The organism is Parasaccharibacter sp. TMW 2.1888 (assembly GCF_023167265.1).
GTDB lineage: Bacteria > Pseudomonadota > Alphaproteobacteria > Acetobacterales > Acetobacteraceae > Bombella > Bombella apis.
The window spans coordinates 13,179-29,157 of record NZ_CP030979.1; the positions used below are offsets into that span (position 1 = coordinate 13,179).

At 55.4% G+C, this 15,979-nt stretch carries 15 protein-coding genes; 10 read left to right on the forward strand and 5 right to left on the reverse strand.

Annotated features, from left to right (window positions below; translation table 11 throughout):
* Positions 1-5: 5 nt before the first annotated feature.
* Positions 6-1,400 carry an MFS transporter gene (locus DTQ13_RS00045; RefSeq protein ID WP_248460654.1) on the reverse strand — a complete coding sequence of 465 codons (1,395 nt, stop codon included), beginning with the start codon at positions 1,398-1,400 and terminating at the stop codon, positions 6-8.
* A gap of 299 nt (positions 1,401-1,699) precedes the next feature.
* Positions 1,700-2,785, reverse strand: coding sequence for an alanine racemase (gene alr, locus DTQ13_RS00050; RefSeq protein ID WP_248460655.1), 1,086 nt, complete (start codon positions 2,783-2,785; stop codon positions 1,700-1,702).
* Positions 2,786-3,147: 362 nt separating this feature from the next.
* Between alr and DTQ13_RS00055 the strand changes: the two genes are divergently transcribed.
* From DTQ13_RS00055 to spt, 3 genes are all read left to right on the forward strand, one after another.
* Positions 3,148-4,896: a fatty acyl-AMP ligase gene (locus DTQ13_RS00055; protein ID WP_248460656.1), complete on the forward strand. Its 1,749-nt coding sequence runs from the start codon at positions 3,148-3,150 to the stop codon at positions 4,894-4,896.
* Between the two features lie 81 nt (positions 4,897-4,977).
* Positions 4,978-5,232, forward strand: coding sequence for an acyl carrier protein (locus tag DTQ13_RS00060; RefSeq protein WP_043561221.1), 255 nt, complete (start codon positions 4,978-4,980; stop codon positions 5,230-5,232).
* Positions 5,229-6,428, forward strand: coding sequence for a serine palmitoyltransferase (gene spt / locus DTQ13_RS00065; RefSeq protein ID WP_043560089.1), 1,200 nt, complete (start codon positions 5,229-5,231; stop codon positions 6,426-6,428). The genes DTQ13_RS00060 and spt overlap by 4 nt, the downstream gene beginning before the upstream one ends.
* An 89-nt stretch (positions 6,429-6,517) precedes the next feature.
* Here spt and DTQ13_RS00070 read toward each other — a convergent pair whose 3' ends face one another.
* On the reverse strand, positions 6,518-7,453 hold the full coding sequence (locus DTQ13_RS00070; RefSeq protein ID WP_248461255.1) for a hypothetical protein: 936 nt from the start codon (positions 7,451-7,453) through the stop codon (positions 6,518-6,520).
* Positions 7,446-8,432, reverse strand: coding sequence for a diacylglycerol kinase family protein (locus tag DTQ13_RS00075; RefSeq protein ID WP_248460666.1), 987 nt, complete (start codon positions 8,430-8,432; stop codon positions 7,446-7,448). Before DTQ13_RS00075 ends, DTQ13_RS00070 begins: the two co-directional genes overlap by 8 nt.
* 148 nt (positions 8,433-8,580) lie before the next feature.
* Between DTQ13_RS00075 and DTQ13_RS00080 the strand changes: the two genes are divergently transcribed.
* From DTQ13_RS00080 to DTQ13_RS00100, 5 genes are read left to right on the forward strand one after another with little or no spacing between them, the layout of a single operon-like run.
* Complete coding sequence (locus DTQ13_RS00080; RefSeq protein ID WP_192848218.1) at positions 8,581-9,498, forward strand: metallophosphoesterase; 918 nt, start codon at positions 8,581-8,583, stop codon at positions 9,496-9,498.
* Entirely contained in the window at positions 9,492-10,661 is a 1,170-nt protein-coding gene (locus DTQ13_RS00085; RefSeq protein WP_081563172.1) for an LptF/LptG family permease, read from the forward strand. Before DTQ13_RS00080 ends, DTQ13_RS00085 begins: the two co-directional genes overlap by 7 nt.
* Positions 10,658-11,758 carry an LptF/LptG family permease gene (locus tag DTQ13_RS00090; RefSeq protein ID WP_248460667.1) on the forward strand — a complete coding sequence of 367 codons (1,101 nt, stop codon included), beginning with the start codon at positions 10,658-10,660 and terminating at the stop codon, positions 11,756-11,758. Before DTQ13_RS00085 ends, DTQ13_RS00090 begins: the two co-directional genes overlap by 4 nt.
* Positions 11,755-12,561: a sterol desaturase family protein gene (locus tag DTQ13_RS00095; RefSeq protein ID WP_248460672.1), complete on the forward strand. Its 807-nt coding sequence runs from the start codon at positions 11,755-11,757 to the stop codon at positions 12,559-12,561. The genes DTQ13_RS00090 and DTQ13_RS00095 overlap by 4 nt, the downstream gene beginning before the upstream one ends.
* The gene (locus tag DTQ13_RS00100; RefSeq protein WP_248460674.1) at positions 12,558-13,313 is read left to right on the forward strand and encodes a nucleotidyltransferase family protein; all 756 of its coding nucleotides are present in this window, start codon (positions 12,558-12,560) and stop codon (positions 13,311-13,313) included. The genes DTQ13_RS00095 and DTQ13_RS00100 overlap by 4 nt, the downstream gene beginning before the upstream one ends.
* Before the next feature lie 53 nt (positions 13,314-13,366).
* Here the strand turns inward: DTQ13_RS00100 and DTQ13_RS00105 are convergent, their stop codons facing one another.
* On the reverse strand, positions 13,367-14,254 hold the full coding sequence (locus DTQ13_RS00105) for a hypothetical protein (RefSeq protein ID WP_043560078.1): 888 nt from the start codon (positions 14,252-14,254) through the stop codon (positions 13,367-13,369).
* A 167-nt stretch (positions 14,255-14,421) separates the two neighbouring features.
* On the opposite strand from DTQ13_RS00105, the gene DTQ13_RS00110 reads away from it, so the two are divergent.
* Together DTQ13_RS00110 and DTQ13_RS00115 are read left to right on the forward strand one after the other, a co-directional pair.
* Entirely contained in the window at positions 14,422-15,228 is an 807-nt protein-coding gene (locus DTQ13_RS00110; RefSeq protein ID WP_043560076.1) for an inositol monophosphatase family protein, read from the forward strand.
* Between the two features lie 49 nt (positions 15,229-15,277).
* A complete protein-coding gene (locus DTQ13_RS00115) occupies positions 15,278-15,979 on the forward strand; it encodes a lipid-binding SYLF domain-containing protein (protein ID WP_052349055.1) in 702 nt (233 codons plus the stop codon).

Here is a 15,979-nt window from a genome sequence, read left to right on the forward strand (position 1 = left end):
CTTTTTCAGCCGTGGGAAGAACCTGCCAGAAACAGGCGGCTGCCAATCCTGCTGGAGGCCATCAGGCCGAGCGTAGACAGGAAAGCAGCGCCTGAATGAAACGACCAGAAAAGCGCATCAGGGATCTGGTGCAGCATCCCTGCCAGCTTGCCGACCATCAGGTTTCCCAGAAAAATATGCAATGTAAAGCAGGAAATCAGTGTCGTACTGTGCCGTGCAGGTGCATAACGGGAGAAGAGGGCCATTCCGATAGGAAAAGTCATCCCGCAGCCAATGTCATTGACAGTATGGAAGGCCACACCCCACCAGAGGCTGATCTGATGAGGGGCGGGGCAGACATATTCTCCTGCGATCAGGAATAACGGCCCAGCTGTCGCAATGGCGCTACCAATGATGATCTTTGTCATGTCATGTACGGGGCGGCCACGGCGGTGATCATACCAGCGCCAGAACCACAGGACCAGAAATCCCGTAATCATGCTGATGACGCTATCCAATGAAACCAGCGTACTGACGGGACACGTAATGCCCATGACAGTCAGGCGATAATGATCACTGCCCCAGAGAAGATAACCATCCATGATTTCCTGATTGGGAAGAACTCCAAGGGCAAACAGGCCTACCAGCCAGAGCAGAAAGACAATCCGTTTCTTTTCCACCACCGTGCAACCGACTGGCCGGATATCCTTGCCAACAGCAAAGGAGGCCGTTTCTTCTGGGAGATAACGACACCCCATGAGATAACCAGCCAACCCCATCATCATCGCACAAGCTGTTGCCATGAAAGCCCAACGCCAGGCAATGGTTCCCAGAAAGGCGCAGAGAAGGGGAGAGATGATGGCCATGATCTGTATGCTCTGGCTGTAAAGCTGATAAGCATCAGAACGTCTACGGTCTTCCAACGTATATAGCGCTCCAACCTGCGCCTTCAGGCTGCCGGACAAAGCAACACCTGCCAAAAAGAGCCACAGGGCCAGAACAAAACAGCTTTCCGCCATCATGAGGGTAAAACTGACTGTCAGCAGACTGATGCCAATGACAGCAGAACGCGTCCGGCCAAGGCCGTGATCTGCCATGAAACTTCCCACAAATGGAGCTGCAAATATGACCGCCATGATGAGGCCCGAAAGACTGCCAGCTGTGGCGTCCAGACCACTGGGGGCGTACAGGCTATCATTGATGGACAGAAGGGACGGTAGGCCCAGAATATGCCGGGCCCGGTCTGTGTGCTGCAGGATGTCCTTCAGATACACCACCAATATGGAAAGCATCCCGTATTGGGCAAAGGAGAGCCAGCCTTCCGTCCAGAACAGAACCCACAAACCTTTGGGATGCCCAAGAAATTCAGTCTTCGGGTTTTTATATCTGGCTGGAAGGATATCAGATAGTCTGTCAGTCATGGGTTGTCTTATAGCAGCGACAGAAATCTTGTGGGAGTTCCCTTCACAAAAGAAAATCGCATAATAAAGATTATGCAAACTCATATATGTTAAAACCAACCAGATAATCTAACGACCAGCCATACATACCAGCAAATTCAACGTATCAAACATCCATGACGCCACAATCATATGACCTCACAGAACCCAATGGCAATGTGCATCCCATGCTGCGACCATATAGTGCATTGGGCTGATCCAGCCCATACCATTACCCAGTTCTGTTCTTGGCCATCAACAGATCAGAAACTGACAGACAATTACCGGCACGAACCATTATAAAAACGGTCAAACCTGTAGCCCAGAGACGTCAGCACCTCATAACCGATCGTACCCACACATTCGGCCATCGTAGCAATATCCTGCTGCGGCCCGATGAGTGTCAGCCATACACCCTCCCGGGCAACCTCATCCGGCAGCTCCGTAACATCAACGGAAAGACTATCCATGGAAATCCGTCCGAGAACAGGCAGACGTTTATCTCCCCACCACAAGGCACCATCCCGGGCAAAAGAACGGAAGATGCCATCGGCATAGCCAATACCAACAGTCGCCACACGCCTGCGCCGCTCTGCACGATAGGTCAGGCCATACCCGATACTCCCCCCTGCCTCGACAGTCCTGACCTGCAATATCTGAGCCTCAAGCCCAATGGCTGGCACGAGTGGGCAGCTCTCCCCATGCGGCGGAATGCCATAAAGCGCAATACCGGGGCGAACCATCTCGAAATGATAGTCAGCTCCCAGGAAAATGCCGGAAGAAGCCGCCAATGACCGAGGCACATCGGGAAAAACTGCACTCATGGCCAGAAAACGCTGAAGCTGCTCCCTGTTGGCAGGGTCATCCGGCTGGTCAGCACAGGCCAGATGGCTCATGACGAGAACCGGCTTCAACCCTCTCAGAACCTCGGCGCGAAGGTCATCTTTCGAAACCCCGAAACGGGACATGCCCGTGTCGAACTGAAGAGCCGCCGGATGATCCTGTCCCTCCCCATGACAGAAAGCCCGCCACTGCCTTACCTGCTCCAGACTGTTCAGAACCGGGATCAGACCATGCTCCACCATCGTTTCCGGCTGCCCTGTCAGGAAGCCATGCAGCACGAAAATCCTCTTGTCCGGCAGCAGTCTCCGCAGCTGGCATCCTTCCTCCGGCTGGGCCACAAAAAAGGTCTGGACCCTGTCAGCAAGACTGGAGGCAATCTCCCGCACACCCAGCCCATAAGCATCAGCCTTGACCACAGCAGCACATTCCGCACCCCGTACGCACTCCGCCAACCACGCATGGTTCCTCCTGATAGCGGCAAGATCCACCGTCAGACGGGCACTTGTCTGCTTGCAGAAATGCATCTCTCTGGCCTCTCATTCTCATGCTGTCCAAGATCAGGCGCCCTGATCTTACAGGAAATATCTTCCTTAGAAATTATTATTTAATGATAAAATCCCATACCGTTTTTTCCCTGTTTTCCGGGCTTTTCTCCCAGTTTTCAGGAAGGAAGACAAAGCCTCCCGCCAGAGGGCAGCAATTTTGTCGGTGAAAATCATGACATATGCTTGAGGCAGAGGGGTGTTCTGTATTAGAGACAGGGCACAGCATTACTGCTCTGCGGGCGCAGAGTGGTCTTTACCCTATGAACAGGGGTCAAGTTTTTTTGATTTCGCAGGGGCCTCAGGATGTTCAGTCCGATGGTCCAAACGGAGCTAGTCCAGGTTTGACCGAGGCCAATCAGAAACCCACTCCCACACTCTCCATCACCCCGAGCCGCTCCGGCATCGAGCGCCGCTATGGAGACTTCCCCAGCTTCCCCGCTGCCCTTGACTACGCAGCACAGGGGGCCAGTGGCTTCAATATCTATTCTGGACGGGGAACCCTGCTGGAAGTCCTCCCCTACAGCAAGCTGCGACAGCAGGCCCATGCCATGGCCCGCCGCCTGCTCGGCCTTGGACTGGAGCCGGGAGACAGGGTGGCCATTGTTGCGGAAAGTGACGGTGATTTCGCCCGCATTTTCTTCGGTTGCCAGTATGCCGGTCTCGTCCCCGCCCCCCTGCCCCTCCCTGTCGCTTTTGGTGGCAAGGAAGGGTACATCGAGACACTGCGTGGCATGATCACAAGTGCGGATGCCAGAGCCGTTGTCGTCCCCAAGGTCATCGGTGACTGGACAGCCGATATCATCGCTGGTTTTTCCCTTCTCTTTGGCGGGTCCCCGGCTGAACTGACAGCCTGTGAGGAAAAGGATATTCCGCTGCCGGAAATCAGTGAGAATGCTCTCTCCTACCTCCAGTTTTCATCGGGCAGCACTCGCTTTCCCATGGGCATCAGTGTGACGCAGCAAGCCGGAATGGCCAATGCTCACGCCATTGCCCGTCATGGTCTCCAAGTCTATCCCAGCTCTGATGAGCGGGATGACCGTTGCGTCTCATGGCTGCCGCTTTATCATGACATGGGGCTTGTCGGTTTTTTCCTGACGCCCATGACCTGCCAGCTTTCTGTCGATCTCCTGCCCACACGGGAGTTTGCACGCCGTCCGCATATCTGGCTGGAGCTGATTGCCCGCAACAAGGCAACCATGTCCTACAGTCCTTCCTTTGGCTACGAGCTCTGCGCCCGCCGTGGCGCCCGAGAGGATATTGATCTTTCCTCATGGCGTGTGGCCGGTATCGGCGGTGATATGATCCGCCCGCACATCATCCACAATTTCGCCGAGACTTTTGCCAAACGTGGCTTTGATGAAAAGGCCTTCGTCGCCAGCTATGGCATGGCCGAAACAACTCTGGCCATCAGCTTTGCCCCGCTCAACACCGGGCTGCGTACAGATACGGTCGACCTCTCCATCATGGAACGGGAAGATTATGCGCAGCCGGCTGAGAAAGGTACCGATACGGCACGTGACTTCGTGCTGTGTGGCGTCTGCCTGCCCGGACATCAGATCGAAGTGCGTGACGGTTCCGGCAAGGCACTGAAGGAACGTCAGGTTGGCACCGTCCATGTCCGCGGCCCCAGCCTGATGAAAGGCTATTTCAACCGCCCGGACGAAACGGCAAAGGCCTTCTCCGGGGATGGGTGGCTGAATACTGGCGATATCGGCTACATGCTTGATAACCAGATCGTCATTACCGGGCGTGCCAAGGATCTCATCATCATCAATGCCCGAAACATCTGGCCACAGGACCTGGAATGGGCCGCAGAGCATGAAGTCGACTCTCTCCGTTCCCGTGATGTCGCCGTCTTCTCGGTTGAAGATGGCCAGGGAGAGCGAGTTGTGGCGCTGGTCCAGTGTCGCTACACGGAAGAAGAACCCCGTAGCAGACTAAAAGAAGAACTGGTTGCCCTGTTCCGCCGTCTACATGGTATTGATGTGGATGTGGTGCTGGTGCCGCCACGGTCTCTGCCCCAGACCTCATCGGGAAAGTTGACCCGGGCTCGTGCCAGGGCCATGTACCTCAACAAGGAATTCGCCTGAGAGCTGAAGAGGCCATTCCCAAATATGAGAAGGAAGGTCATGCTGGTCTTCCTTCTTCGCTTGGTCACAAAGGGACAAGACATGACAGACAGTGTTGCTGATATCTCTCACATGATTCTCCAGAAACTTCTGGAAAACCCGAAAGTGCCACGCGACATTTCCGAAGACAGTCGGATCGTGGAAGACTTGGCCTTCGACAGTCTCGCCGTCATGAATTTTGTGATGGAGATTGAGGATATGCTTGATGTCTCCGTCCCTCTCGACAAGCTTGCAGACATCCGTACCATCAAAGATCTCGCTTCCTGTCTGCATACCATCAAGGCAGAACAGGCATGAGCGCTGGCATTTTTGACAAATACGCCACTCTGAAGGGAAATTACGACTCCCTCATGGCTGCAAGCCCGAGGAATCCTTTTGGCGTCGTGATAGAGCGCCCTCTTTCCGCTACGGTCGGTATCATCGAGGGGCGGGAAACCCTTCTCTTCGGTACCAACAATTATCTTGGTCTCAGCCAATCCACCGCAGCACGGGATGCAGCCATCCATACGGCCAAAACCATGGGCGTGGGCACTACAGGCTCCCGCATTGCCAATGGTACGTTCGGACTGCATCAGCAGTTGGAAAAGGCTCTGACGTCCGTTTTCAGAAAAAAACACGCCATGGTGTTCTCGACAGGATACCAGGCCAATCTGGGGACGATTTCAGCCCTCGTGAACAAGGATGACATTCTTTTTCTCGATGCTGACAGCCATGCTTCCATCTATGACGGAGCCCGCCTTTCTGGGGCACAGGTCATCCGCTTCCGGCACAATGACCCGGCGGACCTGGAGAAGCGTGTCGCCAGAACAGCCAAAACGACCGGGGCCCGCCTGATCATCGCTGAAGGCATCTACTCCATGACGGGAAACATCGCTCCCCTCAAGGAGTTCGTCGAGGTCAAGAAGCGCCACAACATTCCCCTGATGGTAGATGAGGCCCATTCTTTTGGTGTGCTGGGCGAGCATGGCCGTGGCGTTGCAGAAATGCAGGGCTGTGAGGACGATATCGACTTTATCGTCGGAACGTTCTCCAAATCTCTCGGGACGGTCGGAGGATATTGCGTAACGGATCATGATGAAATTGATCTCATGCGCCTCTGCTCCCGCCCCTATATGTTCACAGCCTCGCTGCCACCTGAAATCATCGCAGCAACCCTGGCGGCTCTCGAGGAAATCCAGAACCGTCCTGATCTGCGCCAGAAACTGCAAGATAATGCAGCCCGACTGCATCAGGGATTCAAGTCTGTCGGACTGAACACGAGCAACTTCGTCTCCCCGGTCATTGCCGTCACGCTGGAAGATATTCCGCAGGCCATTACCTTCTGGAACGCACTCCTTGATGCCGGAGTCTATGTCAATCTCTCCCTGCCTCCGGCAACGCCGGACAACAGGCCGTTGCTGCGCTGCTCTGTCATGGCGGCACATTCTGCTGCCGAAATTGACCGGGCCGTAGAGACATTCGGCACCATCGCCAAAGAACTGAAGCTGGTCTGATCCCGCCCGACAGGCCGGAGCCCCCAAAGCAGGATCATGATTCCGCTTTGGGGGCTTTTCTTTTGATAAGCATCCCCATCAGGCCGTTGTCATGATCTCCCTGACCGGAGATGCCGGGCCCGCCAAAGAAAAAGCGGCAGGGTCAAAATAGGGTGCCTTTTCTCAAAAACCGATACGTGGATCGTCTGTCCCGTGTGCCGCTGTATTTTCCACAGCAGATAGCTCACCCCATCCCTGAACGTAAACGCTGCCTTGATGAGACGTGCCACGTTCAACGGCTTCCCAAAGGCTTTCACCCTTCCCCAGTCCCGTGTTGCCTTGTCTCTCGCTGAAGCCGTAAGCTGGGGAAGCAGAACGTCTCCCTGCGCAGCATAGCTCAGGGAGGCCTGCCTCCAGGCTGCTTTCAGCAGGATTTCGTATCGCTCTTCTCTTCCTGCCAGAAGGTTGTGGCTGCGTCCCTTCTTTTCCACACGCAGCTCGGCAGCGTAGGTATGGGCAAACAGATCGTGCCAATATACGTCCGCCCTGCCCTGCTCAGGTCCCAGCAAGGCCGCCCAGCAGGATGCCGTAATCACACATTGGCTAATGGCCTGTAAAAGACGATCAGCACTTCCAGCATCACGTACCCAGACCAGACGCACCGGCTGGCAGAAGCGGGCCCATATGGTCGTATCCACTGTAAAAAGCGTACTGCGCCCGAGAAACTGCGCTATGGACAGAAAGGCAACTTTTGCCCGTATGGTCCGCCCCTCTACCTCATGTTCCATGTAATAGACATTGGGGGGAAGAAGACGATTGGCCATACGGGCCAAGGCATGTCCACCCAGACTTTCCGGCCGGTCTGTGATGACATAGAAATCAACGATCCCCTCGGGATCAACCTTGCGGAGAACCGATCCATAAAATAGGACACCGAGCGGCGGCCTGCGCAGCCGGCTGGCAACAGCCTCTGCAAACTGGGCGAGCTCTCCAGCTACGGGCGTTGTCAGCTCATTGATGAGCGTCTTCCTGATGATGTCAGACATGGACAAACCGAAAGGCCGGTCCTTCTTCCAGTTTCAGGCGGCCACCGGCAGAAACTGGAAAGACCTCACCATCCAGAACAAAATCACTGTCTGTTTCAAGCTGCATCGCCCGGGCAGTAGCGCTCGTGTAATCCTTGTGTGCCCGCAGCCATTCCGGTGCCCGCCCCCTCAGAAGGTTGAAACAGGCCTTCGGCAACGCCTCAGGAAACGCATGGACATCAAGAAAATGGAACCCGTCCCTACTGGTATCTTCATTCCAGAATGGCCAGATGCCATGAGACAGTTTTTCCAGCGCTGTCGTCATGAAAAGGAAGCTGCGCCCCTCCCTGCCTGGCACAGGCAATCCCGTTCCCTCTGCCGACCAGGAGAGCCTGTCCCCATTCATCCAGGAATGGCGGCTGCGACGGAAAAGAAGGCTCGCCATGCTGCTGAAGAGCGTAAAGAAAACAGCAAGATCATGCGGAGCAAATTTCAGGACATTCGGCGAATGAGCGATACGGACAGCTCTGGCATATCCCGTACAGCCACCAAACATGCCCAGTACCGAAGGCCGTTCTCCATCCGGCCAGGACAATCTTATGGGCGTCCTAATACAGCTTTTCAGCCCTTCAGGGCGCAACAGACGATCAATGGCGGCCTCGCCATGCAGGCCGAACCCGACATCACCGGCTATGAGATTGGTATTGCCGGAAGGCAGAATGGCCACGGACGGCAGGGGACAGTCATGATAGACAGAAGCAATCGCTGTCAGACAGGCACTGACCGTACCATCCCCCCCACTGATGGCAATCAGATCCACACCCCGGCTTTTCAGTTCAGTCAGATGCGCAGGGAGATGGCTGTCATTTAGAGCAGATACGCAGAAATCCCCCATTTTTTGCCGTGCCATTCGCACGAACTGCCCTTTGTCCTGAGCATTTTTGCGGCTGTTGGGGTTATGTATCAGGGCCGATTGTACGACATTCATCAATTTCTGCATCTATCCACCACGCATCCGCCCAGAAACATAAAAAAGCCAGGCTATTTCATACGCTGGCCGAACCCCTTTAACATGGCTATGCTAAGGGGGCCAGCAAGGAGTTTTTCTCCTGAGAGATCACCCGCCCCTTCATGGATATGGTGCAACAATGCTTTCCGACCCGTCCGCCACTGCATCTTCCCGGCGTGACCTTTCTGTCTGTCTGGCCCATATGTCAGACCCGCATCTGCCTCCCCCCACCATCGCATGGTCTGCCTTCCTCAACAAACGTCTGCTCAGCCGCATTCTCTGGGTCAGCAGACGGAAGCATGTCCTGCTACCATCCGTCACAGCCGAGCTGCTCGAAAACATCGCCTCCCACAAGGAACTTTCTGCCCTGCTCATCAGCGGCGACATAACAAATTTCGGCACGAAGGAAGAATATCGTCAGGCGGCTGCCTGGCTGTCCACCTTGCCTCTCACTCCCGTCGTCGTACCAGGCAACCATGACTTCATGGCACCCATTTCTTACAGGAACAGCCTGGCACAGTGGGAAACGTGGTCCGACAGTGCCTTTCCTTTTGTCCGTTTTTTCGGAAGGGTCGCCGTCATCGGGCTCAACTCCGCCCTGCCAACCCCTCCTTTTACCGCCTACGGACGCATCGACAGGAAACAGCGCCAAAAACTGGCAAGCCTTCTTGCGAAATTGGGTGAAGAAGGATACTGCCGGGTTGTCATGCTTCATCATCCCCCTCGCAAAAAGCTGCTGCCTTTCAGGAAATCCCTGATCAACACGCCAGCCCTGTCCAGCCTCCTGCGTCGCCATGGAGCAGAACTGGTCCTGCACGGACACTCTCACGATGCAACCATAACCACCGTCGAGGGGACAGACATACCCCTTCTGGGGGTCGGCGCTGCGGCCATGAACAGCCAGAATCCCGAGCGCAGGGCCTCATGGAACCATCTTACCTTTACCCCGCATGAAGAAGGATGGCAGATCAGGCTCATCCGCCGAGACCACACGGGGCACCCCTTTTCCCACATGGAATGCTTCTCCAGCATTTCGGCAAGGCAGCCTGCATGTTGATACGAAGTACCCTGCCAACACTGGATCGCTACCTGCTGAAGCAGCTGATTCCCCCCTTCACGATTGCATTGGGGACTATGCTTGTTGCCCTGCTGCTGGAGCGACTGCTGACGCTGTTCAACCATCTGGCCAGCAGCGGCAGCTCCATTGCCACACTGATCACGCTTCTCAGCGATCTCCTGCCCCATTATATGGGACTGGCGCTACCGGCTGCCCTCTGCATCGCAATCTTCATGACCGTCAACCGGATGAGCGATCACAACGAGATTGACGTGCTGTGTGCCGGCCATATTTCCCTGCTGCGCATCAGCCAGCCTTACATCAAGGTCGGGGCCATATTGGCCACCCTCAGCCTGCTCCTGTACGGCTACATTCAACCGATTGCCCGATATGACTACCGGGAAGGATTCTATTTCGCCAAACATACGGGCTGGGCACCCCACCTTCAGTCTGGCATGTTCGCCTCAACATCTTCCACCACCATGCTGACAGCAGACCGTGTCGACCATGGTGGGGCCCGTCTGAAAAACATCTTCATCCGCAATCTGAAGGATAATGGAAAAGCTGAGCTCATCACGGCTCCCAGAGGGCTGCTGACCATTTCTGAGCGGGACCAGGCCACCCAGCTCGACCTCTGGGATGGGCAGGTCATTCACGTTAACACACCAGATGTGCCTGACGACCATGCTACCGTTACCCATTTTGAACATATAGCCCGTGTCATCGAACGCAGCAAAAGCCGAAAAGCTTTTCGATCCCGTGGTGATGATGAACGGGAAATGACCACACCCGAGCTGTTCCAGGCCCTCCGCCACGGCTCCCCACGCATTTCCTACATCGTGCTCCGCTCCGAAATGGATTTCCGTCTGGCACGGGCCATCAGCATCATGTTCATTCCACTGCTTGCCATCGCTTTCGCCATCGGGCGCAAGCGTCGCCGATCCGTGGTCGGGCAGATCATGCTCGCCATCATTCTGGTCGGCTTCAATGAGGTTCTCCTTTTTGGGCACAGCATGGCCACAAATGGAAAAGCCTCCGTCTGGCTGACGATCTGGGTTCCCGAATTCCTCTTCTGCATTGGCTGCACGGCAGCCCTTCTGGCACGCTCCCAGGTCTCCTGGCGTCACAGAAAACCGGTACTCCTGAACAGGACGTCACCATGAGAGTCCTGCCCTCCAATCCCACCCTGCTTCAGGTCTTTCTCAAGCCGCTTCTGACAAAGATTCTCCTATGCTGTGGCGTGCTGACAGCCCTGCTCGAGATTCTTGCCCTGCTGGATGATGCCTCCACCATTCTGGACAGGCATCTGGGGATTAGCGGCCTGTTCCGGTACATAGGCCTGCACCTGCCAACACTCATCGTTGAAATCATGCCCCTCTCGGTCATGATCGGGGGCCTGTTCACGCTGCTTCAGATGGCACTCTCCAGCGAGATTGCCGTGCTGCGGGCAGCCGGGCTCTCTACCCTCAACATGTTCCGCTACCTTCTGCCCATTCCACTCCTGCTTGGCGTCATCTGCATGGCCATGCAACTATGGGTCATTCCCCCCTGTGAGCAGGAACTCAACCGCTGGTGGAACGAAGGCGCAACACAGGCCAATGCCACTGACGATCTACACAGCCTGTGGTTCCGCCTCGGAACAGACATCATCCATGTTGAAACCATCAGCCATGGTGGAAGAAACCTTTCCAAGGTCATCTTCTACCGTCGTCAGGCCGAGAACGGAAACCTGACCGCAGCCCAGTATTATGAAAATCTGGTCCATGAAGGAGGACACTGGGTCAACCATGGCATCGCCAGGCAGCTGACCGTTTCCAACGAACAGACACAGGTTCAGCTGAGCAGCGAACCGCCCCCTCCCACCCTGACGGCATCCCCGCAGGAGATCATCAACATGACATTGCAGGGCGTGTATTATACCCCGCATCAGTTCTGGAAAATTTTCTCTGGAAAAGTGCCATCCAATTTACCTAGGTCAAATTATCTGATGGCATTATATGCTACACTGATGCTGCCGGTGCAGATGGCGGTGATGCTTCTCATCACTCTGCCCATCACCTACATTCCGCCGCGTGCGGGATTGCGGAACCCGTTGCCGGTGTACGTGATGGCGGCTGGTCTGGGAGTGGTCATTCTACAGGGCATGATCTCGGCTCTGGGAAATTCAGGTTCCCTTCCCATATTAATCGCTATAAGTTCGGGCCAGATCGTGGCAGCCCTGTTTGGTCTGGCATGGATACTGCGGATGGAGGAAAAATGAGTACGTTCAAACAATTTTTCCAGGGCACGACTCTCATGCAGAAAGGCAGGAGTTATGATCTGGGAAAAATGAATCTTTCGCAGTTATGGGCGGCTTACCTTACCTATCCGACAATCCTGCTCTATTTTGCCCTGATTATCGGTACGGCCATACTTAGCCTGTATCTGCGTCACAGCTGGTGGGGAGTCCTCATCCCCATTCCCATCATTGTCGCTGTCTATCCGACAGCCTGGTACATCATCCACCGTTACATCCTGCACGGACGCTGGTTCTACCGGAACCCCATCACAGCCTCCATGTGGAAGCGTATCCATTTTGACCACCACCAGGATCCCCATCTGCTCGAAGTCCTGTTCGGCTCTCCTCTGAACACAGTTCCGACCATGATGGTCATCACCATGCCCATAGGCTGGCTGATTGGCGGCTGGGGTGGAGCTTTTTCAGCACTCTCCACAGCGCTGGTCATGACCTGCATCTATGAATTTTTCCACTGCATCCAGCATCTGGCCTACAAACCCCGCTGGCAGTGGGTGGTGTACATCAAGCAGCTCCATGTCCTGCACCATTTTCACGATGAAGATGGCAATTACGGCATCACCAACTATCTGCCAGATCGCCTGATGGGTACCTTTTACCGGGCCGCCAAGGAACGCCCCCGCAGCCCGTATGTCTTCAATCTGGGCTACACGGTCGAAGAGGCAGAGCGTTATCCTTGGGTCATGCGGCGGACAGGTGCCCCTCCCCGTGACCGGCCGGACCCTGCCCGTGCTCCCAAGAACGAAGAACTTTCCAAGAGCGCATGAACATTCCAGTCCTGATACTGGCCGGGTCGCGTGACGGCGAGCGTGACCCTCTGGCCCGCATGGGGCAGGTATCTCACAAAGCATTGCTACCCATTGCAAACAGCCCCATGATTGAGCGTGTTCTCCATACGCTTGAACAGGTTCCTGAAATCGGGCCAATATGGGTCAGTATCGAACAGCCCGGTCTATTGAGCCATTTGGGGGATCGCATCACTCTTTTGCGGTCTGCCCCCTCTCCAAGCGAAAGTGTTGCCCAGGCACTCGACGCCATCGGCACGCCCTGCCTCGTCACGACGGCAGACCATGCTCTGCTCCGCCCGGAGTGGGTCAGGGAATTCATCGAAAAGAGTCGGACAGCCAATGTCGACCTGACGGCCGGTGTCGCCTTGAAGGAGACAATCCTGCGGGACGTACCCCAGACCAAGCGGACCTACATCCGCTTGGCAGATATTCAGTTTTCAGGCTGCAATCTCTTCTGGCTGGCTACTCCACAGGCGAAAGCCGTAGTTGCGCTCTGGCAGCGTCTTCAGCGTTACCGGAAACAGCCTCTGCGCATGGCCATGATTCTGGGGCTGCCGACCATTCTGCGTACCCTTACGCGCACGCTCAGTTCCCGCAGGCTTGAAGAACGCATACATGCCCTTACGGGCGCCAGAATACGGCTTATCCCTCTCTCTGACGGCCGAGCTGCTGTCGACGTTGACAAACCCGCTGATGCAGCTCTCGCAGAGCAGTTGCTGAGTCACCCCTGACATTTCCCTTCATGCCGCCCCATTCTGACAACGGCATGAAGAGAAACACGATCTTACTTCAAAATCTGTCTCTTGATATTGAAGAGAAGAGGTCCCAGTCCGCGGCGTATTTTCTTGAAATCCGCCAGCGTTACATCTCCAGCGGCAGAAAGAGTATGCATGCCGTCTGGATAGTCCCTGATTTCCGGCAGATGCACTGGGACGGAATCCCCCCCGCAAATTGACGGCCTCCCCTTACCAAAGCCACTGATCCGAAGCAGACGGATGCCACCGCCATATGTCTCCGAACAATCCTGCACTGGCAGGAACACTTCATCGCCCTCAACAAACGGCGTCCCTCCCGGACGGGCACCGCTGCGGTCAATCAGAAAATGCCCCATATCGCACCATGGGCCTGTCAGCTCTTCTGCAAGAGCAATGTGCAATGTGCTCTGCCGTGCCTGTTTAGGGGCAGGTGGTGTCCAGAACAGCCACCAGCGTCCAGCATAATGAAGTGGGGTAGCGTCAATCGCTCCAATGGGGAAGTCGAACATGGGCACACGCTGCCACTCATAGGGAAAGGATGTTGCCTTGTAGAGTGTCAGACGCCCGGACTTGTAGGCCTCCGGCAGCATGTAGGTCACTCCCTCGTGCCGGAACACATAGGGATAAGAAAGATGCCAATCCTCACTCAGGACACAGCGACGCTCCTGCAGGGCGAAGGACTCATCGTAAATGAGAACCTCAATGACACCCTTGGCCTGGCTGTAATCATAATACTCAGCAAAAACATGCAAGCGTCCCCCGTCCCACAGACCAAAAGGATCTGCAAGAAACCCATCCTTTCCACAGGACGGCAGGAACGTCATGTCTATGTCGTCCAGACTGTTCTGCCGGATAACCTGCTCAAAAGGAGCATGAAGAATGGCCGAACGCCAATAGTCCATTTTAAACAGCTTCATCTCTTATCATCCTACGGATACATGCTCATAAAATCATCTTCCACCATACAGAGCTGCCCTCTCCAGTGGAAGAGCTACTGTTCCTCTGGAATGGCTGACAGCCGGAGCATCTTCCTGTACTTTTCTGCCCCGGACACGTCGCAGCTGCCATATTCAAGGATTCATGAATGCCCATCACATACGATACGGATACCGCCATCGACATCCGCTTTCATGCGGCCTGTTCCATCATCAAGGAAGCTGCGGCCCTGGCCCTGAACATGCAGCCTGCCCCCGGTAAGCCAGCCGCTGATCTCAAGGGCCATCAGGACTACGTGACTGAAGCAGACAGGACCGTGGAACAGTTTGTCACGGCCCGTCTGGGAGCCCTCTTCCCCGAGGATGCCTTTCTGGGAGAAGAGCATGGTGGCAGCTCATCCGGACTCTTCCGATGGGTCATAGACCCTATTGATGGCACATCCAATTATGCCAGAGGCCGTAATCGCTGGTGCATTTCTCTAGGCCTCATGCACCGGAATGTCCCGGTGGCAGGTATCATAGAAGCTCCAGCCATCCGGGAAAGCTTTACGGCAAGAAAGGGAAAAGGCGCCTTCCTCAATGGAGCCCCCATCAAGGCATCAACAACCGACAAGATGAATGAAGCCATGGTGGAAATTGGCTGGTCACCCTACGTCCCCGAAGGCTGGTACCCCGAAAAGATGCAGGCCCTTTTGCACAAGGGGGTCATGCCACGGTCGCTGGGGTCTGGCGCCCTCGCTCTGGCTGACGTTGCCTGTGGTCGCTCGGATGGTTATCACGAATACGTCATCTTCCTCTGGGATGTTGCTGCGGCCCTGGTCCTTCTTGATGAAGCTGGAGCCCGCGTGTCACCTTTCCTGAAAATGGGCGGCCTGACGCAGCGTACGACCATCCTCGCCTGTGCCCCGCTGGTTGCGGCAACCCTCTCGAAGACACTAGGCGTTACACTAGATTAAGTTTATAGTTCCAACGTGCATCCGTTTTCAGCCTACAGAGAGGTTTCCGATGTCCAAGTCATTTTCCTACATCTCACGGACTGTTTCCATTGCTGCGGGTGTTGGCATGCTCGCCATGAGCGCCTGCGCCGGTGACGCAGCCGCTGCCAAGATTTCCAAACAGCAGGTTCTCGTAAACAAGGCTACATTCGCCGTGCAGTCCGCTCTGCTTGACTCCAAAGTCAAGGAAAAGACGGCCCATGTACTTGGCGAGACAAAAGCCGTCGTGATCTGTCCCGACGTCACGAAGATGTCTCTCATCGTTGGTGGTACCGGTGGGCGTTGCGTCCTGCTGGCCCGTGGTGCCAACAATTCCTGGTCTGACCCGGCTTTCTATAACCTGAGCGCAGGCTCCTTTGGTCTTCAGGCTGGTTATCAGCACAGCCAGCTTTTCTTCTTCATCACGTCCCAGAAAGCACTCCTGAACCTGATGGATCACGAGTTCAGCTTTGACGCCAGTGCCGATGCTGCTTTTGGCAATGACAGCAGCAGCACGCAGAACACCCCCAAGGAAGTCTATGCCATGCAGAAGATGAAGGGGGTTTTTGCTGGTGTGTCCCTCGGCAGCAGCAAGCTGAAACCCGATAGTGAGGCGAACCGTTCCTATTACCATCAGGTCGTCGGGCCGGAAGACATCGTCGTGCGGATGCAGGTCAACAACAAGTCAGCCGATGCGCTGCGTCGTGTCGTCATGAAGGCCTTCAACCAGTAA